General features: G+C 68.5%; 21 protein-coding genes. 9 read left to right on the top strand and 12 right to left on the bottom strand.

What is annotated here, in order from left to right:
* Positions 1-558 precede the first annotated feature (558 nt).
* A complete protein-coding gene (gene plsB / locus ACKN61_RS00615) occupies positions 559-3225 on the bottom strand; it encodes a glycerol-3-phosphate 1-O-acyltransferase PlsB (protein WP_408953735.1) in 2667 nt (888 codons plus the stop codon).
* Positions 3226-3593: 368 nt separating this feature from the next.
* Complete coding sequence (locus tag ACKN61_RS00610) at positions 3594-4640, bottom strand: hypothetical protein (protein ID WP_408951840.1); 1047 nt, start codon at positions 4638-4640, stop codon at positions 3594-3596.
* Between the two features lie 325 nt (positions 4641-4965).
* Between ACKN61_RS00610 and ACKN61_RS00605 the strand changes: the two genes are divergently transcribed.
* The 4 genes from ACKN61_RS00605 (at position 4966) to ACKN61_RS00590 (ending at position 9575) form a co-directional block, all read left to right on the top strand.
* Positions 4966-5466, top strand: coding sequence for a spore coat U domain-containing protein (locus tag ACKN61_RS00605; protein ID WP_408951839.1), 501 nt, complete (start codon positions 4966-4968; stop codon positions 5464-5466).
* A gap of 86 nt (positions 5467-5552) precedes the next feature.
* A complete protein-coding gene (locus ACKN61_RS00600) occupies positions 5553-6233 on the top strand; it encodes a molecular chaperone (protein ID WP_408953734.1) in 681 nt (226 codons plus the stop codon).
* A gap of 4 nt (positions 6234-6237) precedes the next feature.
* Positions 6238-8565, top strand: coding sequence for a fimbria/pilus outer membrane usher protein (locus ACKN61_RS00595; protein WP_408951838.1), 2328 nt, complete (start codon positions 6238-6240; stop codon positions 8563-8565).
* Positions 8562-9575, top strand: coding sequence for a spore coat U domain-containing protein (locus ACKN61_RS00590; RefSeq protein WP_408951837.1), 1014 nt, complete (start codon positions 8562-8564; stop codon positions 9573-9575). The genes ACKN61_RS00595 and ACKN61_RS00590 overlap by 4 nt, the downstream gene beginning before the upstream one ends.
* A 259-nt stretch (positions 9576-9834) precedes the next feature.
* Here the strand turns inward: ACKN61_RS00590 and ACKN61_RS00585 are convergent, their stop codons facing one another.
* From ACKN61_RS00585 to ACKN61_RS00565, 5 genes are all read right to left on the bottom strand, one after another.
* Positions 9835-10746 carry a 5'-nucleotidase, lipoprotein e(P4) family gene (locus tag ACKN61_RS00585; protein WP_408951836.1) on the bottom strand — a complete coding sequence of 304 codons (912 nt, stop codon included), beginning with the start codon at positions 10744-10746 and terminating at the stop codon, positions 9835-9837.
* Between the two features lie 135 nt (positions 10747-10881).
* Positions 10882-11352 (bottom strand): RidA family protein, encoded by a 471-nt coding sequence (locus ACKN61_RS00580; RefSeq protein ID WP_408951835.1) that lies wholly within the window; start codon positions 11350-11352, stop codon positions 10882-10884.
* A gap of 75 nt (positions 11353-11427) precedes the next feature.
* Complete coding sequence (locus tag ACKN61_RS00575) at positions 11428-11928, bottom strand: GNAT family N-acetyltransferase (RefSeq protein WP_408951834.1); 501 nt, start codon at positions 11926-11928, stop codon at positions 11428-11430.
* A gap of 123 nt (positions 11929-12051) precedes the next feature.
* Positions 12052-13077: a DUF4272 domain-containing protein gene (locus tag ACKN61_RS00570; protein ID WP_408951833.1), complete on the bottom strand. Its 1026-nt coding sequence runs from the start codon at positions 13075-13077 to the stop codon at positions 12052-12054.
* Positions 13078-13434: 357 nt separating this feature from the next.
* On the bottom strand, positions 13435-15417 hold the full coding sequence (locus tag ACKN61_RS00565; RefSeq protein WP_408951832.1) for a UvrD-helicase domain-containing protein: 1983 nt from the start codon (positions 15415-15417) through the stop codon (positions 13435-13437).
* Between the two features lie 132 nt (positions 15418-15549).
* On the opposite strand from ACKN61_RS00565, the gene ACKN61_RS00560 reads away from it, so the two are divergent.
* The 3 genes from ACKN61_RS00560 (at position 15550) to ACKN61_RS00550 (ending at position 17956) form a co-directional block, all read left to right on the top strand.
* The gene (locus tag ACKN61_RS00560; RefSeq protein ID WP_408951831.1) at positions 15550-16347 is read left to right on the top strand and encodes a hypothetical protein; all 798 of its coding nucleotides are present in this window, start codon (positions 15550-15552) and stop codon (positions 16345-16347) included.
* Between the two features lie 90 nt (positions 16348-16437).
* On the top strand, positions 16438-17184 hold the full coding sequence (locus ACKN61_RS00555) for a hypothetical protein (protein ID WP_408951830.1): 747 nt from the start codon (positions 16438-16440) through the stop codon (positions 17182-17184).
* Between the two features lie 145 nt (positions 17185-17329).
* Positions 17330-17956 (top strand): thymidine kinase, encoded by a 627-nt coding sequence (locus ACKN61_RS00550; RefSeq protein ID WP_408951829.1) that lies wholly within the window; start codon positions 17330-17332, stop codon positions 17954-17956.
* 155 nt (positions 17957-18111) lie between these two features.
* Here ACKN61_RS00550 and ACKN61_RS00545 read toward each other — a convergent pair whose 3' ends face one another.
* On the bottom strand, positions 18112-18939 hold the full coding sequence (locus ACKN61_RS00545; RefSeq protein ID WP_408951828.1) for a DNA polymerase beta superfamily protein: 828 nt from the start codon (positions 18937-18939) through the stop codon (positions 18112-18114).
* A 147-nt stretch (positions 18940-19086) separates the two neighbouring features.
* Here ACKN61_RS00545 and ACKN61_RS00540 point away from each other — a divergent pair, with 147 nt between their 5' ends.
* Positions 19087-19629 carry a GNAT family N-acetyltransferase gene (locus tag ACKN61_RS00540; protein WP_408951827.1) on the top strand — a complete coding sequence of 181 codons (543 nt, stop codon included), beginning with the start codon at positions 19087-19089 and terminating at the stop codon, positions 19627-19629.
* A gap of 10 nt (positions 19630-19639) precedes the next feature.
* On the top strand, positions 19640-20257 hold the full coding sequence (locus ACKN61_RS00535) for a YiiX family permuted papain-like enzyme (protein ID WP_408951826.1): 618 nt from the start codon (positions 19640-19642) through the stop codon (positions 20255-20257).
* Here the strand turns inward: ACKN61_RS00535 and ACKN61_RS00530 are convergent.
* The 4 genes from ACKN61_RS00530 to ACKN61_RS00515 form a co-directional block, all read right to left on the bottom strand.
* Complete coding sequence (locus tag ACKN61_RS00530) at positions 20167-21522, bottom strand: hypothetical protein (RefSeq protein WP_408951825.1); 1356 nt, start codon at positions 21520-21522, stop codon at positions 20167-20169. The genes ACKN61_RS00535 and ACKN61_RS00530 overlap by 91 nt on opposite strands.
* A 24-nt stretch (positions 21523-21546) precedes the next feature.
* Positions 21547-22164, bottom strand: coding sequence for a DUF938 domain-containing protein (locus tag ACKN61_RS00525; protein WP_408951824.1), 618 nt, complete (start codon positions 22162-22164; stop codon positions 21547-21549).
* The gene (locus ACKN61_RS00520) at positions 22161-23258 is read right to left on the bottom strand and encodes a hypothetical protein (RefSeq protein WP_408951823.1); all 1098 of its coding nucleotides are present in this window, start codon (positions 23256-23258) and stop codon (positions 22161-22163) included. The genes ACKN61_RS00525 and ACKN61_RS00520 overlap by 4 nt, the downstream gene beginning before the upstream one ends.
* Positions 23259-23364: 106 nt before the next feature.
* Positions 23365-24825: an Hsp70 family protein gene (locus ACKN61_RS00515; protein WP_408951822.1), complete on the bottom strand. Its 1461-nt coding sequence runs from the start codon at positions 24823-24825 to the stop codon at positions 23365-23367.
* Positions 24826-25061: the final 236 nt, after the last annotated feature.

The following is a 25061-nucleotide window of genomic DNA, read 5'->3' as shown; positions in this document are numbered from 1 at the left end:
AGAAAGTAACCCGCCGCTTTAGTGGCGGAAGCTTTTGGCGTTTGATCTTGCTGGACAGATGCGCCGCGATACCGCCACGACGTGGTCGCGGCTTGCGCCGCTCCTACCCTGACGGGCTTCGGCCGGCATCGGTGCGAGATTGATGCGACGCGGTCGCGGCTCACGCCGCTCCTACAGCGGAAGGATTCGCAATGTTCCATTCTTCAAGCAAGTGCAAGGCTTCCGTCCGCTACGCGGCCGGGTTACTTTCTTTTGCTAAGCCCAAAAGTCCGACTGGATTCCCTTCGGTCAAAGGTAACCAAAGAAAAGGGCTCTCCTTGCAAGGGCACAGGCCACGAGTGCGCAGCTCGCGCCGGGATTTTCCGATAAGACGTCCCTGTCTTATCGGAAAACGCCGCACGTCCTGTGCGGCGCCCTCCGGGTCTCCAGGTGTTCTCGCAAGCTCGGTACTGCGCCAAGCTCATCACGGCAAGGGCAAGAGCAACCGCGTCGCGGCTTACGCCGCTCCTACAGGGGGAGCGGAATCCAGGGGGACAAGCAAGAGAGCCAGCGGCGGACTCAGGCGTCCGCCGAAGTCTTGGGCTCCGGCTTCGCCGCCATCTCCGGACTGATCTTCTCGATCGTATGCCGCAACTCGCGGCCCAGAATGACCTTGGCGTCCTTCGCCCAGGCGTCCAGGCGCTGGTCGAAGGCGAGCTTGCCTTCGCTGTCGGGCCAGACCAGGCGCAGCTCGCGCAGTTTCTGGATGAAGCCGCGGAACAGGGTCTTGTCGAAGAACTCCGGCGCGGCCGGTGCGTACAGCAGCGACAGGCGCTGGGCGGCGAGCTGGCACAGGCTTTCGAGTTCGCCGGCCGACATGGTGCCGGGCCCGTTCTTCACCAGCACCGAAATGGCGATGTAGTAACGCTCGAAGGCTTGCTGCAAGGAGTGGCCGATCGCGCGCAGGCGGAACACTTCGTCGGTCTGGCCGGCGTTGCGGGCGAGAATGCCGCCGTCGTCTTCGCTGACGCGTTCGAGCAGGCCGGAACGGACGAACACGTCGACCGTGCGCACCAGGCGCTCGGCGAATTCGTCCTCGCTCCACGGCAGGAACAACTCGGCCTGCAGGAACGGGTACACGCTGCGGCCCAGGCGCAATACGCCGGCCAGGCTCATGCGGCGGTTGTGCTGGAAGCAGCAGGCGATCCACGAGGCCGCGGTGAACAGGTGCAGCACGTTGTTGCGGAAATAGCTCAGCAGCACCGCCTTGTCGTCGCCGTCGACGCCGAGCACGTCGCCGAGCGGGTGGGCGATGCGTTCGAGCACGTTGATCTCTTCGCCATGGGCGACGATTTCCTGCGGCGTGTGCGGGGTGACGGTGACGCGGTCGGAATACGGCAGCTCGGCCAGCAAGGTCTTGGACAGGGCGATCTGCGCGAGCAGGTCGGCTTCGCCCATCGCGTGTTTCGGCGTGGACAGCAGGGCCAGGGCGAGCAGGTTGATCGGGTTGACGTCAGCGGCGCGGTTGACGTTGACCTGGATCTGCTCGGCGACCGCGTCGACCGTCGCCGACAGCCAGCTCGGTTTGTCTTCCTCGTCGAGCGGGCGGCCGTCCCACTCCGGGGCGTGCTGGGCGAGCATGTCGTTGAGCCGGATCGGCTCGCCGAAGTTCACCACCACCTGGCCGTAGTTGGAGCGCAGCACCTTGGGAATGCCCCACAGCAACTGCCAGATCGATTCTTTTTCTTTCGGCTTGCCGGACAGCTCGTCGAGGTAGCTGTTGCCCTCCATGAGCTTTTCGTAGCCGACGTAGATCGGCTGGAACAGCACCGGCCGGGTCGGTTGGCGCAGGAAGCCGCGCACGGTCATCACGATCATGCCGCCCTTCGGCGGCAGCAGACGGCCGGTGCGCGAACGCCCGCCTTCGATGAAGTACTCGATCGAATAACCGCCCGAGACCAGCTGGGCGACGTATTCGCTGAGGATCGCCGAGTACAGCGCACTGCCGCGGATGCTGCGGCGGATGAAGAAGGCGCCGCCCTTGCGCAGGATGGTGCCGACCACCGGCAGGTTGAGGTTGATGCCGGCGACGATGTGCGGCGGCACGATGCCCTTGGTGTAGAGCAGATAGCTCAGCAACAGGTAGTCCATGTGGCTGCGATGGCAGGGCACGTAGACGACTTCGTGGCCGGGCGCGTCCTGCTTGAGCTGGTCGAGATGATGCACCAGCACGCCGCGGTAGATGCGGTTCCACACCGGGGTCAGGATGAAGCTCAGCGAGCGCACCACCGGATGCGAATAGTCGGCGGCGATCTCGTAGGCCATGGCGTGGGCTTTCTTCCACGCTTCGGTGCCGTTGCTGCTGTCGCGACGGGCCTGGTCGGCGATCGCGTCCTTGACCGGCTCGGAAGCGAGCACGCGGTCGATCAGCATGCGCCGGGTCGACAGGTCGGGGCCGATCACCGCCGCGCGGATGCGGCGGAAGTGGGTGCGCAGCACGCGCGAGAGCTTGCGCACGGTGCGTTCGGACGGCAGGCCTTCGTCGACGATGCCGCGCAGCGACACCGGCGGCGAGAACCGCACCATGGTGTGGCGGCCGTTGAGGGCGATCGCGAGCAGACGGCGGAAGCGGCCGACCAGGGTCCAGTTTTCCGAGAACAGCACCGAGAACCAGCCGCTGCTGCGGTCCGGCGCGCGGCCGACGAAGATCGACACCGGCACCAGTTGCACGTCGAGCGCGGGGTCGTTGCGATGCGCGTCGAGCAGACGCGCGAGCGAACCGGAGTGGGTCTTGGCCGAGGGCGGACCGGACGGCGCCAAGGTGCCGGCGTGGCGCCGCGACAGCGCGACATAAGCGCGCTTGCGGCCGAGCGGGTCGCCCGGCAACGGCTGCAGCGGCGACGGCAGGCCGCTCTCGCGGCAGGCGCGTTCGAGGATCAGCGCGTTCGACAAGCCGTAGTCTTCGAGCACGTAGCAGACCGGGCGGCCGTGCCACTCCTCGGCGATGTGTTCGGACGGCGCCTTCGGCTCGATGGTCAGCGTTACCCACGGCGCCATGATCTTGCCGAGCAGGCGCGCCCACCACGGGCGGTGCGCCGGCGGTGCGCCCGGACGCGACTCGGCGGCAGCCGCTGGCGGCGCGGCGATCGGCAGTTCGGGCTGATCGGGCTCGGGCTCAGCAGGCGCAGCGGCGAGCGCGGGCTCGGACTGGATCTCGTCGGCGGCTTCGGCGGCGCGCTCGCTCATGGATTCGGCTTCAACGGCAGGTTCAACGGCGGACTCGACCTCGGGCTCGAACGCAGGTTCGGCGAGGTCGTCGGCGATCGCAGTCGCGCGCTCGTCGGGCGCAGCGGCCGGTTCGGCATCGACCGGCGCGGCAGGCGCGTGTTCGGCGGAAGGATCGGCGGCAGCCGCCGGGTCCGAGGCGTCGACCGGCGTGCGTGCGGAGTCGGCCGAAGCGGCGTCGGGGAAAGGCAGGGGCGTTTGTTTCGGCATCCCGATCATTATGCCTATTCGGCTTCGGCGCGCGCCTGACCTATCGGGCCGCCTGAACCGGGCCGTTCGAACCGGCCCCGCAGTTGCGCCGACGACGGCGAAACCCAGGCGGTGCGGGCTCAGCGCGGCGGCGCGGGCGTGGCCGGGACGGTCGCTGGCGCCTGCTTGCTGTTGGCGGGGGCGGTCGCCTGCGACGGCTTGGCCTTGGCCGGGGCACTCGCTTGCAGCGGCTTGCCCTTGACCGGGGCATTCGCCTGTAGCGGCTTGCCTTCGGCCGCCGCTGGCGGCTCCACCCGCGCCGGCTTCGGCGGTGCTTGCGCTTCGGTCTCGGCGTGGCGCAGCACGTCGCTGAGGTACCAGCGGCCGTCGCGGCGCTCGACCAGCACGTAGGCATCGACCGCTTCGCCGGCGAGTTCGTAACGCACCCGCACCCGCGCGGTGTCGCCGGTCTGCTCGGCCAGGCTGGTCTGCACACTGGCGAGGGCGGCGTCGAGGTCGAGGCCGTAACCGTTCACGACCTGCTTGAGCCGTTCGACGAAGGGCCCGAGCCGGCGCAGGCTGCGGTCCATGCCGGTGCGGGCGAAGGCGTCCGGCGCCGCCAGTCCGGTCGCGCGCGCGGCGGATACCAACTGCGGAATCGCCACCCGCGCCCGCGCCGAATCGCCGAGCGGCGCGCTCTGCGCCCAGGCGCTCATCGCCGCGATCAACTGGGCATGGTGGTCGCGCTCGGTGTCGCTGTAGCCGGCCTCGCTGCGTACGTACTGGATCGCGAACAGGCCCATGGTCTTGGCCGCCGAATGCAGCTCCTTGTCGGCGCCGGCGAACTGGCGACGGTAGGTCGCGACCAGGCTGCGTTCGGCGTCCTGCGCGGCCAGCGCGGCGATGAAGCTCGGGAAACGGTCGTCCAGCGGCAGCTCGGTCAGCGGCCAGACCGTGCGGCCTTCGCGCCAGGCCGTCTCGAGGCGGGCATGCAATTGCGGCGGCACGGCATGGCGGGCGTAGGCGGCCAGGTCGTTACGGCGCAGGTCGGCGACCAACTGGGTCACGGCCTGGGCCGGCAGGGTCGGCACCGGATCGGCAGGCGGCGCTTCGCGCTCGCAGCCGGCCGCCGCCAACAGGGCAACGGTCGACAACAGCGCGGTGCAGGCGCGTCGGACGATGGACATCGGGTGCGGCTCCCCAGTCGCGGACGGGCATCTTGGCGGCGCACTCCGGCCGACACAAGCCGTTCACCCGGACATCACCAAGAAAGCACACTAGTTGACGCATTACGTCGACTAGCGCTCATTTTCGGCGTGACGATAAAACTGTGATTTACATCACAAAAATAGATCTGAATGGGCCTTAGCACATATTCGTGACTGCGATCACCCTGTGTCCGTTTATGTCCGACTACTGTGCCCTGAATGGCATGTTTTATGCGTTCTTAACAGGCAGATCCGGCAAAAACGCCGGACCGTCAGAGCGCGATTAGCGCAGGAGCATCGATCCATGCGTCTTTCCCCGACCCGTCTGCTCGCAGCCTTACTCGTAGCCGGCGTCGCGCCGGCCTATGCCGCCGATGACACCACCCAGTTCGACGTCACCATCACCATCACCAGCACCTGCGACATCCACACCGTCGCCGCCACCGACGTCAATTTCGGCACGGTCGCCTCGACCGCGACCAACGTCGACCAGCAGGGTCAGCTGACCGTGAACTGCACGCCGGGCACGGCCTATACGATCGCGCTCGACAACGGCCAGAACGGCGCCGACGTCAACAGCCGCGCGATGAGCGACGGCACCAACGAAGTGCCCTATCAGCTGTATCGCGCCGCCGCGCGCGGCGCCGGCGACGTCTGGGGCAGCACCACCGGTGGCGGCGGCAACGTCCTCGCAGGCAACGGCACGGGTGCGGCCCAGAACCTGCCGGTCTACGGCAGGACGCCGAGCGCCAACTTTCCCGCTGCTACTTACAATGACGTGGTAACCGCCACGGTGACCTACTGACCGGGCAGGGAGAGATGAGCGGCCGCCGGCTCTTGCATGCCGTCCGTGCCGCTCTCGCCGTCGCGGCCGTATGCGGCGTGCTCGCGATGGCACCGGCGGTTGCCGCCGGGCTCCAGGTCACACCCACCTCGCTGACTCTGCAGGCCAAGCAGAGCGCCGACGGCCTGTGGCTCAGCAACACCGGCAGCAAGCCGCTGCAGGCCCAGGTCCGGGTGTATCGCTGGACCCAGGAAAACGGCGAGGAACGCTTCGAAGCGACGCGCGCGCTGGCGATCAGTCCGCCGATGCTCGAACTGGCGCCCGGCGCCCGCCAGTTGGTGCGGGTGATCCGGCTCGGCGCACCGCCCGCGGCCGAGGAAAGCTACCGGCTGATCGTCGACGAACTGCCGCCCGGCGATCAGGACCGCCCGGCCGGTCTGCAATTCGTACTGCGCTATTCGGTCCCGGTGTTTCTCGCTCCGGCGGGGGACGCGGCCCTCGCACCCGAGCTGCGCGCACAACTGAGCTTCGAAGGCGAACAAGCGCGCCTGAGCGTACACAACCGCGGCGGCCTGCATGCGCAGCTGGCCGATCTGGTATTCGTCGATGCGCAGGGAGGCCGTCATGCGATCGCGTCGGGCCTGCTCGGTTACGCCCTGGCCGGCCAACGCATGCGTTGGCCGCTCGCGGCAGCAGCCGAGTTGCTGCGGGGTCCGGGCACGTTCAAGGCGAGGATCAATGGCGAATCGACCGAGCGGACGCTGGCGCTGGACTCGCCGGCTCGCTGAAGCCATGTCCGCCGGCCTGCTCCTGGCATCGCCTGCGAGCCATGCGGCGGACTTGCCACCGTTGATCCTGGCCCGCGCCGGCGAGAGCAATGCCGCCGGCGCACCGCTGCAGCTCTATCTCGAAGTCAGCCTCAACCACACCGCCTACGGCACACCGCAGCCGTTCGAGCTGCGCGACGGCCATTTATTCGCCAGCGTCGCCACCCTGCGCCAGATCGGCTTCGTTCTGGAGGGCCGCAGCGACGCCGAATCGGTCGCGCCCGACAGCCTGGACGGCGTCAGCGTGCGCTACGACGCTTCGCTGCAACGCGTGGCGATCGATGCGCCGCTGTCGCTGCTGTCGTTGGCGACCACGCGCCTCAACGCACCGGGCACCGACATCCCCATTGCGAGCGCGTCGCCCGGCCTGTTGTTCAACTACGATCTTTACAGCAGCCGCGACGACCACAGCGACAGCACCAGCGCCTTCGCCGAACTGCGCCTGTTCGGCGTCGGCCGCGGTGTCTTCAGCCAGACCGCGGTCACCCGCAGCCAACGCAACGAGGACGAACCGCGGCGGACCGATTCGGTGCGCCTGGACAGCAGTTGGCGCTGGTCCTCGCCGGCCTCGATGATCAGCGTCAGCGTCGGCGACGTGATCAGCGGCCAGCTCGACTGGACCCGGCCGCTGCGCCTGGGCGGCGTGCGCATCGGCCGCGACTTCGGCCTGCAGCCGTACCGCATCACCACCCCGCTGCCGACCTTCGTCGGCGAAGTCGCGGTGCCGTCGGCGGTGGACCTGTACGTCAACGGCATCCGCCAGTACAGCGGCGAACTGCCGCCGGGGCCGTTCCAGCTCGCGACCATCCCCGGCATCACCGGCGCCGGCAACGCGCAGTTGGTCGTGACCGACGCCTTCGGCCGCACCCGTCAACTCGACTTTCCGTTCTATGCCGCACAGCAATTGCTCGCCAAGGGCCTGTCGGATTGGTCGCTGAGCCTGGGGCTGGCGCGCGAGGACTACGCATTGCGTTCGTTCTCCTACGGCAGCGAACCGCTGGCCAGCGCCGACCTGCGCTACGGCGTCAGCGACGCGTTCACCGTCGAGGCGCATGCCGAAGGCGGCGACAGCGTGGTCAACGGCGGACTCGGCGCGATCTGGTTGCTCGGCGGCGCCGGCGTGTTCAGCGCCTCGCTCGCGCATGGCCAGGACCGCCGCGACTCCGGCTGGCTGTACGCCGCCGCCTACAACTGGAGCAACGGCCGCTTCAACATCGCCGCCGACACCCAACGCACGCGTGGTGAGTACCGCGACGTCGCCTCGCGCTATGGCCAAGCCCCGGCGCGGGTCAGCGAACGCGCGGTGGCGAGCTGGAACGACACCCGCCTGGGCAGCCTGGGCCTGAGCTACGTGCGCCTGATCTATCGCGACGAAACCCCGGCCCGCTACGCCAGCGCGACTTGGAGCCGCAACTTCAAGAGCGGCGCCTCGCTGAGCCTGTCGTACAACCAGAACCTGGACCGCTCCGAAGACCGCAACCTCTACCTCGGCTTCTCGATGAACTTCGACCGCAGCCTGCAGCTCAGCGCTTCGCTGCAACGCAACCGCGGCCGCGACCAGGCCGTGCTCGACCTGAGCCGGCCGCTGCCCGGCGACGGCGGCTTCGGTTGGCGCCTGCAGGCGCGCGGCGGCGACGGCGAGGAAGGCGGCCTGGCCGAAGCCGGCTGGCTGACCGGGTTCGGACGCTACAGCCTCGGCTACGCGCGCCAGGGCGACGTCGACTACGGCTATGCCAGCGCGAGCGGCTCGCTGGTGTGGATGGGCGGCCATGTCTTCGCCGCGCGCAACGTCAGCGATGCGTTCGCGGTGGTCTCGACCGACGGCCGCGCCGACGTGCCGGTGCTGCTCGAAAACCGCCCGATCGGCCGCACCGACCGCGACGGCATGCTGCTGGTGACGCCGCTCAACGCCTGGCAACGCAACCGCATCGCCATCGACCCGATGGAACTGCCGGCCGACCTGCGCCTGGACCGGGTCGAAGTGCAGGCCACGCCGCAGGACCGCTCCGGCACGCTGGTGCGTTTCGCCATCGAACAAGTGCGCGCCGCGGTGTTGGTGCTGCACGACGCTCGGGGTCAGCCCTTGCCGGTCGGCAGCCGCGTGCACCTGGACTCGGGCGCCAACGCGGTCGTCGGCTACGACGGCGAGACCTATCTCGACAGCCTGCAAGACCTCAACACGGTGCGCGTCGATACCGCCGACGGCCCCTGCAGCGTGCGCTTCGAGTATCCCGCCGGCAGCGGCGTGCCGCGCATCGGCCCCTTGATCTGCCAGACGCAGGTATCGCCATGAATCGCCTGCAGCTCGCTGCGTTGTGCCTCGCCTTGATGTTGCCGCTTTTTGTGCGTCCTGCGTCCGCGGCGACCACCTGCACCGGCAGCATGACCAATCTGAATTTTGCGCCGACCAGCGGCGGCGTCACCGACGCCACCGCGACCCTTACCGTCACATGCAACACCTTCGGCCTGTCCCTGCTCGCCAACGCCCGGGTCAACATGTGCATCAGCATCCGCAGCGGCACCGACGGCGGCGGCACGCTCAATCCACGTCGCATGATCAACACCTTCAGCGACCCGATGAATATGCAGCTCTATACGGATGCAGCGCGCACGGCAATCTGGGGCTCGCGCGGCAACGCCACCGTGCCCAATCCGGCCCTGCTGCAATTCACCTATGCCGTACCGGTGCTCGGCGGCGGCGAAACAAAGACCGTGACCCTATACGGCCGCATCCCGACGCAGACGGGGCTCAACGCCGGCACCTACGTCAATCGCTTCACCGCTGCGGCCGACACCTTGATCGAGTTCCGCTATGACGAACAGCTGCTAGGCACTCCGCCGATGCCGGCCTCGTGCATTTCCGGCGGCAGCGCCGGCACCTCCAGCCAATTCCCCTTCACCGTCAACGGCTCGGTACCGAACAGTTGCACGCTGACGCCCAAGCCCGTGCCCAACATGGCCTTCGGCAACGTGCCGGGGCCGATCACCTCGAACGTCGACCAGACCACCTCGATCGGCCTGGTCTGCAGCGGCCGCACCGCCTGGCAGATCGGCCTCAACAACGGCCTCTACGCCAGCGGCGCGACCCGGCGCATGCGCAACGGCGCCGGCCAGTTCGTGGTCTACGAGTTGTATCGCAACAGCCCGCGCACGCTGCGCTGGGGCAACACCCTCGGCAGCGACACCTTGACCGGCACCGGTACCGGCACGTCGCAATCGCTGCCGGTCTACGGCCGCGTCGGTGCGCAAGCGCCGAGCATCGGCAGCTACAGCGACACCATCACGGTGACGGTGACCTACTGATCGCGTCGCCTGTCGATCGCGAGGCACGCGCTTCGCGACGCGTGACCGCAAAAGTGCATCAGGGAAAAAGAAAAAGGAGGCGCGAGGCCTCCTTCAAACCGGCTTGCGCCGGAAGATTACGAGTTGTGGCATGGCCCCGGCTGGCACCGGGATGGGCGCAGCCTAACGCCGCGCCAAAGTTAATGCAACACCTGAAGTATCGCGATGTAACTTATTGATTTTTATCGACCGATATTCGCCAGCGTGCCTGAGACTGCGGTCATGGCGCCAGATCGAGCGCGGCGCGCTTGGCCTGGCGGCGGGTTTCGCGCGGCTGGCTGAAGTCGTTGTTGAAGGTCATCGCTTCCCACGAACCGTAGCTCGGGTTCGGCAACATCCACCAGCGTTCGCCGAACCAGTCGTGGTACTGCTGCAGCAAGGCGTCGCGGCCTTCCGGGGTGTTGGCGACCACCTGGACGAAGTCGCCGAGCTGATCGCCGAACTGCATCAGCACGCGGTACTGACGCCCGGCCAACAAGCGGCGGCAGTTCTTCTCGCTGCCGTTTTGTTCGCAGCCTTCGACCACCGTGCCCAGGCCGAGAAAGACCTGATCGTCGGCGACCGGCAAACCGGCGCTGCGCAGATTGGCCAAGGTGGCCTCCTTCAGGTGCACGGCGCGGTTGGACAGATACAGAATCGTGATGCCCTTGGCCTGCGCGGCCTTGGCGAAATCGACCACGCCCGGCAGCGGCTTGGCCTTTTTCTCGGCGACCCAGGCGTCCCAGGTGACCTCGTCGTATTCCTTGCCGTCGCGCACCAGGCGCGCCTGGTAGGGCGAGTTGTCGAGCACGGTTTCGTCGACGTCCATGACCACGGCCGGCTTGAGGCCCTTGACCGGGTTGCCGCGTTCGTCGGGCACCAGCGCGTCCCAGTTGGGCTGCTTGAGCGCGGTGTCGAGCTTGTCGGCGGCGGCGCGGTAGACCGTTTCGGTCGCGGCGCGGTATTCGACCGAACGCTGCATCCACAGCACCGCGTTGAGGTTGTCGTCGGCGCTGGACGCGGCCGGCGCGGCGGCGGGCGCGGCCTTCGCCTCCGTCGGGGCAGCGGGCGCGGCGGCCGGGGCCACCGGCTTGCAGGCGCTCAGGGCGAGCGCACAGGCGAGGACGGTCAGGGGCAAGGCGCGGGTCTGCATGCGCGGGCGCTCGGTCGTGGGAAGGCGGGGAGTGTAGGCCCCGCGGCAAAACCCTGTCGATTGCCGGCCCGGCCGCGCCGCTTCAGGGCGCAACGCAGGCTTGCGCCAGCGGCCCGCGAGCAAGCGTCCGGCCGATCAGCGGCGCTCGCGCGACGGCGCCTGGGCGATGCATTCGACTTCCACCTTCGCGCCCAGGGCGAGCCCGGACGCCGCCAAGGCGCTGCGGGCCGGGAACGGCGCGCTGAAATGCTTGCGATAGACCTCGTTGAAGGCCGGCCATTCGGCGATATCGGCCAGGAACACCGTGCATTTGACGACGTCGCTCATCGAAGCGCCATGGCGTTCGAGCACCTGGCGGATGTTGCGCAGGGTCTGTTCGGCTTCGGCGGCGATGCCGCCCTCGGCCAGCGCGTTGTCGCCGCCGGGCACGGTGCCGATCTGGCCCGACAGGAACAGCAGGTCGCCGCTGCGCACGGCTTCGGAGAACGGCAGCTTGGCCGCGGCCGGATCGGGCGAGCGCAGGAACTCGGGCTTGCGCGCTTCACCGGCGATCGCGCCATGTACGGCGAAGGCGAGTAGCAGCGATATCGACAGGGCCAGGCGCATGGGTACTCTCCAGGATTCGTTCGGTGTCGGGACTGCGGTCGGGGATTCACTGCCGGGATGAGCGGCGCCGCGCCTTTACGCCGGCACCGGCGCGACCTGCAGCGAGACTTGCTTGCTGTTGCCGGCCACCCATTGCGTGCCGACTTCGCCGAAACCGTAGCGCGCATGGAAACGGCTGGAGGCTTCGTTGAACGGCACGATATAGAACTCGCAGACGACCTGGGCGAAGCCGCGTTCGCGGGCGAACGCGAACAGATCGTCGTAGAGCAGGCCGCCGAGCTTGCGTCCGCGGTGGCTGGCGGCGACGGCGATGCGGTCGACGTACAGGAAAGTCGGATAACGCTCGGAGAACCACAGGTAGTTCGGGCTGTCGTAGTCGGCGCCCTCGCGAAACGCGAGCAGGAACGCGACCACGCTGTCGCCGTCGCAGACCACGCGGTGATACACCGACTGCCGGTCCAGCCCGGCGAGCCGCTGCGCATCCAGCGGGCTCATCAAGGCCTCGGATTCGAGGTTGAGCGCGAGTACGGCCGGGTGATCGGCGGGGGTGACGTTGCGGACGATGAGGGAAGGCATTCCGGTGCTGGCCCGAGTCTGAGAGAGGTTAGGAATTAGTAACCAGGAACTGGAAGTCAGCAAGCAGGAGCGAGGCGTCAGCACTCCCACTCGTTACTCACTCCTCTCAACTCACTTCTCGCTTCAAGTAGGCGTGCCGACCTCGTCCCACTCTTGTTCGTCGAACCGCAACAACCAGTTGAGCGCGTAATGGCGCTCGTAGACGATGCTGGGATGCAGGTCCGCCGGCGGCGATTTTTCGTCGAGGCGGGCCTGGCGGACCAGCCAATGGCGGCGATAGACCGCATCGAGGGCGTCGAGCAATTCCGCCACCGGACGCAGTCGCGCCGCGGCGATGTGAGCTTCGTCGGCATGTTCGATTGCGGTCAGGGCGATCTCGCCGGCGTCGCAGATCGCGGTCGGCGGCGGCAGCGCCTCGGTCAGGCCCAGCGCCCATTGCAGCAGCGCCGCGCTTTCGTAGCGCCAGCCGTGATTGGCCCAGGTTTCCTCGTCGGGTTTTTCCGCATCGATGAAGGCGCGCTCGGCCGGCGTCAACGCGGCGACGCCCGGGCCGAGCTTGAGTGCGATCTCTTGGGTCGACAGCGGGTCGCTGCCCAGCGATTCGGCGCGCACCGCGACCGCGGTCAGCGCCAGCATGCGCCGCATGGCTTCTTCGGGCGTGCGCAGACGCACTTCGCCGGCGCCGAGCACCGGCGGCAGATGCGCCGGTACGTTCGCACCGAGCGCCTGCAGTTCGGCTTCGCTGCGCGCCTTGCGCTCGCGCGCGTCGGCCGGATACGGCAAGGCCGAATCGGCATCGACCGTCGGCTCGCCCTGGCTGACCAGCACTTGCCCGGCCGGATCGCGCACCGAACCGTCGGGCAGGAAGCAGACCGCATTCGCGGCCTGCGCCCACGAGGCCAAGGCTTCGAACGCGCCGTCCTCGACCTCGAAGCTGTAGTGGCTCTGGACCCGCTGCAGGTGGCGGATCACCGCGAAGGTGCGCGCGTCCATGCCCTCTGCGACCGTGCCGAGCACGTAACCGACGAAGCCCTGCAGATGCGGCACCAGTTCGGCGTCGCTGCGGTCGCGATAGGCCGGCGGCGCCTTGAGGAAATCCGGCGCCGGCGGCGCGGCGAGCGTGGAGTAGGCGTTGATCAACAGGGCCATGTCGTTGCGCGTTCGTGGACGAGTGCGGCAAGACTAGCCGATTCGGTCGCAATGGGCGCGGCGACAGTTTGCGGTTTGCGCTGGTGGCCGGGGGGTTGCGCGCAAGAGCAAATCCCCCGGCGCAGCCGCCGACACGGCTGCGTTGGCGCAACGCCGGCGCCGCCCCCTTTGTCAAAGGGGGCAAAGTTCTGTGCCTTCTGTAGTTCCGGCGTTACATCGGCTTGATGTTGGCGCTGGCGTTGTGGCAACTGCCTGCGCCACATCCAATCCCAGCCGAACTATTCCCCCCTTTGGAAAAGGGGGGCAGGGGGGATTTGCCCTTGTCTGCTGCAGAGCCCGCCCAACCCGAAATCCCGCTCAGCCGTTCTCCAGCAACGCCTTGATCGCCGCAAAGCCTGCGTTCGCGCGCTCGTGCTTGCGCGCCGCATCCGCGACCGGGTCGGCGCCGTCGCGCTGCAGTTCGGCCGCGGGCAGTTCGTCGATGAAGCGGCTCGGCTTGAGGCGGATTCGTTCGCCCCAGCGCTGGGTCTCGCGCGCATGCGACAGGTACAGCGCCTCCTTGGCGCGGGTGATGCCCACGTACATCAGGCGCCGCTCTTCGTCGAGACGGCCTTCGTCGAGGCTGGCGTCGTGCGGCAGGTTGCCGTCTTCGACGCCGACGATGAACACGTAACGGAATTCCAGGCCTTTGGCCGCGTGCAGGCTCATCAGGCGCACCTGGTTGCCGGCCTCGCCCTTGTCGGCATGCGACAGCAGCGCCAGCTGCGCGGCCAGCTCGCCCGGGCCCGCGCCCTTGCCGCCGTCGAACCAGCCCGACAGTTCGCCGAGGTTTTCCTTGCGCCGCTGGAACGAAGCTTCGTCCTTGCACTGGGCGCGGATCGAAGCCAGCAGGCCGCTGCGTTCGGCCAGCACGCCGACCAGTTCGCCGGGGCTGATGCGCTGCGCTTCGTCGCGCAGGAAACGCACGATCTGCACGAAGCCGTCGAGCGCGGTGCCGGCGCGCGGGCTGAGCTGCTTGATCGCGTTGATCGATTCGGCCATGCGCGACATCGGCAACTGCGCGTGCTGGGCCATCTCGGCCAACTTGGCCAGAGTGGTCGCGCCGACTTCGCGCTTGGGCGAGGTCACCGCGCGCAGAAAAGCCGCGTCGTCGTCGGGGTTAGCGATCAGGCGCAGCCAGGACAGCGCATCCTTGACCTCGCCGCGCTCCAGGAACGCGGTGCCGCCGCTGAGGTGATAGGGCACCCGCAGCAATTGCAGCGCCTTCTCCAGCGCGCGGCTTTGGTGATTGCCGCGGAACAGGATGCAGAAATCGGCCCACATCGCCTGGTTCTTCTGCGCCAGGTACTGGATTTCGGCGGCGACCTTCTCGGCCTCGTGGGCGCTGTCGCGGCATTCCCAGACGCGGATGCGCTCGCCGTCGGCCTGGTCGCTCCACAGGGTCTTGGGATGTTCGTGCGGGTTGTTGGCGATCAACGCATTGGCCGCGCGCAACACGCGATTGCTGCAGCGGTAGTTCTGTTCGAGCTTGATGATCTCCAGGCTCGGATAGTCCTTGCCCAGTTCCAGCAGGTTGTCGGGGTTGGCGCCGCGCCAGGCGTAGATCGACTGGTCGTCGTCGCCCACGCAGGTGAACAGGCCGCGCGGGCCGACCAGGGCCTTGAGCAAGCGGTACTGGGCGTCGTTGGTGTCCTGGCACTCGTCGACCAGCAGGTAGCCGATGCGTTCGCGCCAGGCCAACTGCACCTCGTGGTCGGCTTCGAGCAACTGCACCGGCAAGCGGATCAGGTCGTCGAAGTCGACCGCGTTGAAGGTGGTCAAGCGCGCCTGGTACATCTCGTACACCGTCGCCGCCTCGATCTCGCGCGCGCTGCGCGACTCGCGCATGGCTTCGGCGGGCGACAGACCGGAGTTCTTGGCGCGCGAGATCAGGTTGCGCATCTCGTCGATCACGTCGGGCTTGCTGCCGGCCGGCAGCAGGTCCTTGATCTGGGCGTTGCTGTCGTCGCTGTCGAACACGCTGAAGCCACGGCGCAGTCCGAGCTTGGCGTGTTCGAACTGGAGGAATTTCAGCCCTAGCGCGTGGAAGGTGCAGATGGTCAACCCGTCGGCGCCGTCGCCGCGGATCCGCTTGGCCACGCGCTCGCGCATTTCCTTGGCGGACTTGTTGGTGAAGGTGATCGCGGCGATACGCTTGGCCGGCATGCGGCCGGACGCGATCAGGTGGGCGATCTTCTCGACGATGACGCGGGTCTTGCCGCTGCCGGCGCCGGCGAGCACGAGCAGCGGCCCTTCGGTGTTCAGAACGGCGGCGCGTTGGGGGGGATTGAGACCGTGCATGGAATGTCGGATCGCCGGCAAAGGCCGGTAAGGCCGCACAGTCTAACCGCCACGCCCGCGCCCGGACCGGGCGGCTGGAGTAGGCTAGGCGCCGCAGGCCCGGACCGCGCCGGGCCCTCGTCGGAGGTCGCCATGGAACGTGGTCTCGTCGCCCTGCTGGCTAGCGCCGGGCTGGCCCTGGCCGCCCTGGCCGGCTCTGCATCCGCCGCCGACCGGGCCACCGCCGCGCCGACCGCGGCCACGCCGGCCGAGGCGACGCCGGAGCAATTGGCCAGCGCCGAAACCGACCGCATCGGCCACCGCGATTTCGACGCCCGCCAGCGCATGTCGGCGACCCATCCCAACGAGCTGTGGCGCTTGTACGGCACCGACGCGGCCGGCCGCGGGCAATGGCAGGACGCCTCACGCTTCTTCCGCCGCGCCGCGCGCTATGCCGACAAGTATTCGCAGCACCGGCTCAGCCTGATGTACTGGCACGGCCTCGGCGTGCCGCACGACCGCGCCCTCGCCTATGCCTGGGCCGACCTCGCCGCCGAGCGCAGCTACCCGCAGTTCGTAGTGCTGCGCGAGAAGATGTGGCAGGAGCTCGACGAAAGCGAGCGCCAGCGCGCCTTGCGGCAGGGCGTGGCGATCTTCGACGAATACGCCGACGAGGTCACCAAGCCGCGCATGGAACGCGAAGTCGCCCGCGCCCGCAGCCGCATCACCGGCAGCCCGGCCGGCCTGACCACCGGCAATCTGCTGGTGTTCGCCTCGCGCGGCGGCTCGAACCTTTTCGACCCCAGCGACTCGCTCGACCTGCGCCCGATGTACGCCGACTGGCGCCTCGACACCCGCCGCTACTGGGCGGTCGAGGACGCGGTCTGGCAAAGCGGCGGCAATGTCGAGGTCGGTACGCTGGAAAAGATCATGAGCAGCCAGCGCCCCTGAAGCGGAGGCCGACGCTGCGTCCTTCGCCCGGGCTTGCTACCCTCGCCGCCGCGCCGGGCCTCCGCCCGCGCGAACACCGGAGCGCATGCCGTGACAGGACGTCTGATCTGTTTTCTGTTCTCCGCCTGGTTGGCGACGGGCTCGGCTTCGGCCGCGTCGCAAGCGCCTATCGGGCCCGACCCGGCCGCCGATGCGGCCCTGGCCGACGTCGGCTACATGCACCTGCATCCCGACGTGGAGTACCGCCAGCTCGGTCTGCAGTCGTATCGGCGCGGACATCACGCCGTCGCCCTCGATCGTTTTCGCCGCGCCGGCTATTTCGGCGACAAGCCCGCGCAGGGCCTGGTCGCGGAGATGTACTGGAAGGGCGAAGGCGTGGCGGCCGACCGCGCCCTGGCCTACGTGTGGATGGACCTCGCCGCCGAGCGCGGCTATCGCGACCTGGTCGGCCTGCGCGAACGCTACTGGGCCGCGCTGAGCGCGGCCGAACGCCAGCGCGCGCTCGAACTGGGCCCGGCGCTGTACCGGGTGTACGGCGACCCGACGGTCAAGCCGCGCTACGCCCGCCGCCTGCAACGCCTGCGCAACCAGATCACCGGCAGCCACATCGGCACCGACGTCGGCGTGCTGGCCGGCCAGCGCGACGCCTCCGGCGCGGTCGCCCTGACCGGCGGGCTGTACGCCGGCGCCAACTGGAACGCCGAGCACTACTGGCAACGCCAGGACCGCCTGTGGAAGCTGAAACTCGGCGGCACGGTCAACGTCGGCGACGTCGAGACGATGAACTCGGAAGGCGCCGTCCTGCCGCCGCCCGCCGAGAGCGAACCGAAGGACTAGGCCGACCCCCAGGACCCGCCGCGTCCGCGTTGATGCGGTCGGCTGCGCATCCGGCGTCGACTGAACAGGCCGGACCGCGTCTTCGGCGCTCGCGCGCCGCACGTCAAGTCTGTGGCGGCGCCGCGACGCGCCCTAAACTGCGGCCATGGCCAAGCTCTATTTCTATTATTCGGCGATGAACGCCGGCAAGACCACGACCCTGCTGCAGTCGGCGCACAACTACCAGGAGCGCGGCATGCGCGTGGCGATCCTGACCCCGCGCCTGGACGACCGCGCCGGCAGCGGCACGGTGGCCTCGCGGATCGGCCTGCGCGCCAACGCCGTCGCCTTCGGCCACGATGCCGACCTGGAACAGCTGATCCGCGCCGACATCGCCGCGCAGGGGCAACTGCATTGCGTGTTGGTCGACGAGGCTCAGTTCCTGAGCCGCTCGCAGGTCTGGCAACTCAGCGAGATCGTCGACGCCCTGCGCATCCCGGTGCTCTGCTACGGCCTGCGCACCGACTTCCGCGGCGAACTGTTCGAAGGCAGCCAATACCTGTTGGCCTGGGCCGACGAGCTGACCGAGATCAAGACCATCTGCCATTCCGGCAAGAAGGCCACCATGACCGTGCGCGTGGACGAAGCCGGCCGCGCCGTGCAGGACGGGCCGCAAGTCGAGATCGGCGGCAACGACCGCTACGTGTCGGTCTCGCGCGCCGAGTACAAAAAGGTCATGCGCGGCGAGGGCACGATCGAACCTTTGCAGCAGTCGTTGCAGTTGTCTAGGTAAGCAGCCAGCGTTCGAGCACTGAAGCTTGCGCGGTCATCGCATTGGCGCGGTCGCGGCTCGCGCCGCTCCTACCCTTGCTGGCGTCGCTCCTGGGTAGGAGCGGCGCAAGCCGCGACCGCGAACCCTCGACCGCCGGCGCCCCCTAGCCGCCTCGCCTAATCCACCAAGGCCGACCGAAAAAACTCGTCGAGCCGTTCCGCCCGCCCACTCCCGGCCGGCAAGGCCTGCCCCATGGCCTGCATGCGGCCGAGCTCGGCGGCGAGGAAATCGCTGATCGCCGGCACGCGCGGCCCGGCCGCGACCTCGGCGCTGCGGCGCTTGCGCGCCAACAAGGCCTCGATGGCCTCGCGCACCTCGCCGTCGGGCAGCAGCCGCTCCAACAGATCCTCGAACGCCATCGGCGGCGGTCCCTGCTCGCGCTCGATCCACTGGCAGGCCAGGACCGGGCGCAGCGCGTACAGGTATTTCTTGGTGCGGATGGCGTCGCCGCCCAGGTGGGCGCGGAAGGTGCCGTGGGCCAGGCTGAAGTAGTGGTGCCAGGCGGCGATCGGCGAATAGAACTCATCGGCCAGGGCGCGCAATCCGGCGCTCAGCATGCCGTCCTCGCGGTAGACGATCGGCGAACGCAACCACTCCAACAGGGTCGGGTTGGACTTCGACAGCAACCGCAGCACCTTGCGCAGGTCCCAGCCGCTGACGTCGAGCTCGTCGTCGATCGGCAGCTCGATGACATCGCGCTGCGGCTCGCCCAGGCCGGTGCGTTCGTTGACCGTCAGGTACCACGGCCGACGATGGACATAGACGAAGCGGGCGTCGTAGTCGCTGTCGGGCGAGGAGAACCCCCAGCCGCGGCTGCCGGACTCGCAGGCGTAGACGATGCGCACGTCGTGCTCGCGCTCGACCGCCGCCAGTGCAGCCAGCACCGCGCTCCGCTTCTCGTCCGAAACCGGGTGGATGTCGTGGGCCGCGTCCGTGGAATTCATTGCCGTGGCATGCCGATGCGTGGCCCGGCAGCGTAGCGCAAACGCCGGCGCGTTCCGATGCTGCGCGGACGCCGCGGGCTGGCGTATCGTGCACCGACCCCGGCGCCGCGACGAGCGCGCCGCACTCCAGCGAACCCGATGCCGCCGATGCCGCCCAAGACGCCGTCCACGACCGCTATCCAGACCGAACGCCTGCTGTTGCGCGAACTGACGCCGGACGATGCCGGCTTCATCCTCGAACTGCTCAACGAACCGTCCTTCATCGACAACATCGGCGACCGCGGCGTGCGCGATCTGGACGGCGCCGTGCGCTACATCCTCGACGGCCCGACGCAGAGCTACGCCCGCAACGGCTACGGCCTGTGGCGGGTCGAGCTGCGCGAAAGCGGCGAAGCCATCGGCATGTGCGGCCTGCTGCGGCGCGAGACCCTGCCCGACCCCGACCTGGGCTATGCCTTCCTGCCGCGCCACTGGTCGCGCGGTTATGCCCTGGAATCCGGCGAGGCGGTGCTGCGCCATGCGCGCGAGGCGTTGGCGCTGTCGCGGGTGCTGGCGATCACCGATCCCGCCAACCAACCCTCGATCAAGGTGCTGGAGCGGCTGGGCCTGCGCTTCGAGGGCATGGTGCGCATGAGCGAGGACGCCAAGGAACTGCGGCTGTTCTCGACCGCACCGGCGCCGGCCGACTGACGCCGGCCGCATGAAACTCCGCCTCTTCGCCTGCGGCCTGCTGTCCGCGTTGCTCGGCGGGTCCGCCAGCGGCTGCGCCGACGCGCGCCCGCCGCAGGTCCGCGACGGCGACGTGATCTTCCACGTCTCGCGCTCTTCGCAGAGCCAGGCGATCCAGCGCGCGACCGGCTCGCGTTACAGCCACATGGGCGTGATCCTGCACCGCGACGGCCGGCCCTACGTGTTCGAAGCGATCGACCCGGTCGCCTACACCCCCTTGCAGCGCTGGATCGCCCGCGGCAGCGGCGGCCACTACGTGCTCAAGCGCTTGCGCACGCCGTTGACGGCGCAGCAGACGACGAAACTGCGCGACTCGGCGGAAGCCTTCCGCGGCCGCCGTTACGACCTGGCGTTCGAGTGGTCGGACCAGCGCATCTATTGCTCGGAGCTGGTCTGGAAGATGTACGACCGCGCCCTGGGCGTGCGCATCGGCACGCTGCAGCCGCTGCGCAGCTTCAAGCTCGACGACCCGGCGGTGAAGGCCAAGCTGCGCGAACGTTACGGCGAACGCGTGCCGCTGGCCGAACCGGTGATCTCGCCGGCGGCGATGTTCGACTCGCCCTTGCTGATCACCGTCGCCTCGGGCTGAAGCCGCGCCCCGCGCAGGACCGCCTCGCGGCCGACGTAGTCGGTCCAAACCACGTGCACCGCCTCGCCGGTCACCGCCATCTGCGCGAACCCGGTGCCGCGGCCGCGGCCCTGCAGGCGCGCGACTTCGATGCGCTGACGCTCGTGCGACAGATCCGGCGCCAGGCGCGCGAGTTGCAGGCTCTGGCCGCTGCGGTCCTCACGCAACCACAGCACCCAGGCCGCATCGGCGCTCAATGCGGTTTCGACCCGCCCCTGCACCTGTTCACCGCGGTCGAGCACGAGCGGCGCAGCGAAACGATCGCCGGCGTCGCCGCTATAGGCTGCCTGCACCGTCGGCACGTCGCCGGCCGCGGTGTACCAGGCCACCACGGCCGCCTCGCCGCGCGCGCTGACCGAGGGCCCGTTGACCGGGCAGGCCGGCATCACCCAGCCGTCGGCGTGGACCGGCTTCGGCTTCGTCCAACCGCTTCGGTCGCGACGGGTGACGGCGATGTCGCGCACCTCGCCCTCGCTGCGATCGCGATAGACCAGCAGCGGACCGCGCGCGGTCATCGCCGCATCGGTCTGGCAGCAATCGCAGGTCATCGTATCGAGTTCGACTTCGTCGAAGCGATGCAGGTCGGCGCCGACGAGCACACTGCGCAGGCTCATCGCGCCAGAACCGCCGCCGTGACCGCCGCCATGGCCGGCCTGGCCGCTGTCGCTGTGGCGGCCGTCGAGCCAGGCCACGCCGACCGCATCGGCGCCGTCGGGCCAGATCGAGACGAAGCCGTGCTCGCTCTGGCCGCCGTCGGTATTGACCTTGAGCGGCGCCGACCACGGCGCGCCGCCGTTGGCCGAACGCACCAACACCACATCGTAGGCATACGGCGCCTGCGCCGATTTCTGCAGCCAATGCGCCCACACCGCGCCGTCGGCGCTGACCGCAAGATGCGGCGTGTCGGCCCAATTGACGAACCAGTCCTGGCCCACGGCGATCGAGCGCGGCGGCTGTGGCCAACCGCCGTCGCGGTCGGCGACGGCGTAGCGCAAGGCGAACTTGCCGGCCTCGCCGGTGATCCACGACAACCACACCCGCCCGTCCGGCGTCGCGATTAAATCCGGTTGAGCCGCCGCCGCGTCGATCCGCAAGGGCCAGGCCGAAACCCGCCACGGCGCGTCCGCCGTCTGCGCGCCGGCTTCGGGCGGCGCCGGCTCGCGGCTGCAACCCGGCAAGAACAGCAGCAACGGCAGCAGGGCCAGGCAAGGCAGACGAGGCATCATGGCCGGAGTCGGGAAGCCGAAGGGTCAGGCATTGTGCGGCGGCGACCGGCGCCACACCAGGCAACGGTTATTGGCCGGCATCGCCTCATCGACGAGCAAGCGCAGCCCGATGGCGGCGGCCAGGGCATCGACCGCCTCGAAATCGCGTACCCCCGACTGCGGGTCGCGCGCCTTCAACCAGGCGTCGAATTCGCGATTGCTGTCGCTGCTGAACTCGCCGCGGTAATTGAACGGCCCGTAGACCACGACCGTCGCGTCCGCCGCCAACACCCGGTCGAGCCCGGCGAAGAAGGCCTCGACCTGGGCCCAGCCCATGATGTGCAGGCTGTTGGCGCTGAACGCCGCATCGAAAAGCGCCTCGTCCGCCTCGCCCGGCCACCGCGGCGAGGCCACGTCCAGCTCGACCGCGGCCGGCGTATTCGGTAACGCCGCCTCGTCCAGCCACAGCGCGATGCCGGGCAGGTACTCGGCGCGGTCGGAGCATTGCCAGCTCAACGACGGCAAGGCCGCGGCGAAATACACCGCGTGCTGGCCGGTGCCGCTGCCGATCTCCAGCACCCGACGGCGCCCGGCGAAATGCTCGCGCAACACCGCGAGGATCGGATCGCGGTTGCGGTCGCAGGAGGGGGAATGGGGTTTCATCGCGGCGCCTTTTCCTCTCTGACCCTGGCCCATCCAAGCACGTCTTCGCTGCGTACCGCGACACGGATCAAATGGCGATCCTTGAGATCGGCTACGACGCCGCGTTCGCCGAGCACGTAATGCGGACCTATGCGTGTGACCAGATCCACGTCCGCCAACAAATACGAACTCGGATTGCCGCCGTTAACCACAACACACGGGCGCTTGCTCCAGATCGCGTTGACCGTGTCGCAACCGGTTTTGGTCAGTGCAATGTCGGCCCGCGAGATCTGGCCCAAACCGAAGAAATTGATGATTCGTCCAGCACCTATCGATAATGAGCTGGTGAACACCAAGATGTAGATCGTCGTCAGCAGCGGAACTACGAACTTCACCCGTCCCGGCATGTCGACTACCGCGAGCATCACCATGTGCAGGAATATTGCGGCGATTACGAGTAAGGCCGTGTTCGCGAGGAAGATGGTGTCCCGCTCGTATTGCCAGAGCAGCAGGATCAAGGCGGTGAACGACCACGAAAGCACGTAGCAATACACCTGAAACAGGAACAGCGCCGGCAGCTTCTTCAAGGGCTTGATGACAAAACTTTCGCGGTACGGCGTTTCCAATGCTACCGCCGCAACGAGAGGAGGCAGGAGCAGAAAAATAAGGAGATAGGGCACGTCGGTGTAGAACAACACTACACCGTATACGCCGGCGGCCAGAAGTGCCGCCGCTGCGCTCGTCAGGGCATAGGACCGGTGCTTCCAGCGGCGATGCAACGGCTGGTCCGTCTGTAGCCGAACGACCGTCTTCGGCCCGATGCCCTGACGCCGCCAGTAGATCAACATCAAGCCCGGAAACACGAGTAAGACCATCACTACGAGCAGCAGAATCAAACCTATCGCCGCCGAAGCCATGGCCACGCCCAGCAAATCGGAGACGGCAAGTACCGGCAGATACCCGATGCTGAAAAAGTGATGAAGAACGATCGCACCGCCCCATAGGGTTGCGGCGGATACCACGGACGTCTTGGGGTGCTGCCTGAACTTATCCAGCGCCCATTCCATGGGGCCCGCCGGCGCCAACGCCGGCACGTGTACCGATTCCGTCTGCACGACTTGGCCTCCTGGCTGTCTACACGCTGTGTCCCTACCTTGCCATAGCCTCTGGCTTGTTCCGATACCTGTGGCCTGTCGCGGACGGATTCGGATGCCTAGCCCGTCAAACTTCCCGCGCCGCCGCGAACGCCAGCCCCGAGACCACGCCGAGCGAGGCGTCGCCGGCGACCTGGCGCGCGTTCGGGAAACACTGGCGCACGGTTTCGCGCACGTAGGGCGCGCGCGACATGCCGCCGGTCAGGAACACCGCGGCCGGGGCTTCGCCCAGCTCGGCGGTAATTTCGGCGCCGACCTCGCGCAGCAGTTCGGCCAGGTTGCCGAGGAACGGGTCGGCCGCGCGGGCCAGATCGTCGGCGGTCGAGGCCAAGGCGAGATCGCGTTCGATGTAGTCCAGCGTGGCCTGGCTGTCGCCCTGCGTGCTCAACTGGATCTTGGTCGACTCCACCGCGCGGCTCAGGCGCGTGGTGTTGCCGGCCTGCTGCAGCGACATCAGGCGCGGGCCGAACGGCGCGTCGACTTCGCGGTAACTGTCGCGGCGCTGGAACTCGCGCTGGCGCACCACGTCGTGCACGGTCGCGGCCTCGACATAATGGTGCGCCGGCACCCGCGTCCGGCCCTTGCCGAACAGCGGCATGAAACGCGACAGGCTCAGCGACAGGTCGACGTCGACGCCGCCGCGGGCGATGCCCCAGGAGCCCAGCACCACCGGCGCCTGCGGGCCGCCGACTTCGGCCAGGGTGATGTCGGTGGTGCCGCCGCCGATGTCGACGACCAGGGTGCGGTGACGATCGGCGCTCTGCGCGTGATAGCCCAGTGCCGCCGCCACCGGTTCTTCGAGAAAGCTGACCTCGTCGAAGCCGGCGCTGGCCGCCGCCTCGGTCATGATCTCCAGGGCCTGGTCGCCGCCGGCCGCGCCGAGCGAGCTGCGGAATTGCACCGGGCGGCCGAGCACGGCGCGGCGCACGTTGGCGCCGAGTTGCTGGCCGGCGGTCAGGCGGATGTGTTCGAGGATGTAGCCGGCGATGCCGACGATGGTCTGGCGCACGTGCGGCGCGAGCTGGTAGCCGAGCATCGACTTGGGCGATTGCACCAGGTTGCCGAAGCCTTCGCTGAGGTAGGCCTCGACCGCTTCTTCGCCGTACACCGCGTTCTGCAACGAGGCCGCCGAGGCGCGCGCTTCGCGCACCTGCAGCTCCAGCCACTGCCGGCGCACCGCGCGGACGGCGTCGCGGCGCAGGTCCTGCTCGGAGCGCTGCGCCGGCGTCGGGATCATCGCCAGCGCCGCCTCGCGCTGTTCCGCCGGCAGGCGCGCGGCGTGTTCGCGCCGCGCCTGCGCCTCGTTGATCGCGCGGGTCTGCTGGGTGCGCGCATTGCGCACCTGCGCCTCGACCTCGGCTTCCAGCGCGTCGGTCAGCTCGAACTGGCTCGGGTCCGGCACGGCCTCCGGGAAATACACCGTGGTGCGGAACTGGCGCTCGTCGCCGAAGCGGATCGTGCGGACCTCGCCGTCGACGAGGGCCGCGGCGGCCGAATAGCTGGTGCCGAAATCGATACCGATCTTCATGGGGAAACTGAGGGTTCTGCGGCGCGCAAGGATACAGTGCCCCGGCCCGACGGGGCTGAACCGTGGCGCGATAAGCGAGGGATACCAGCGCCACGCCCATACCGGTTCTTCACTGGAAGCCCCGGCCGGAGGCGACTCCAGGTTTGGCGACGCATCCGGCAAATTGCGCTATCGGTTTGCCGGCGGTGTCCGCCCGGCTCCATCGGGAGCGACTGCGCCGCACTGCCTCAGGCAGT

It is taken from the genome of Lysobacter sp. Hz25, assembly GCF_046097045.1.
GTDB lineage: Bacteria > Pseudomonadota > Gammaproteobacteria > Xanthomonadales > Xanthomonadaceae > Lysobacter > Lysobacter antibioticus_B.
This window is presented reverse-complemented; position numbering and strand designations above follow the sequence as displayed.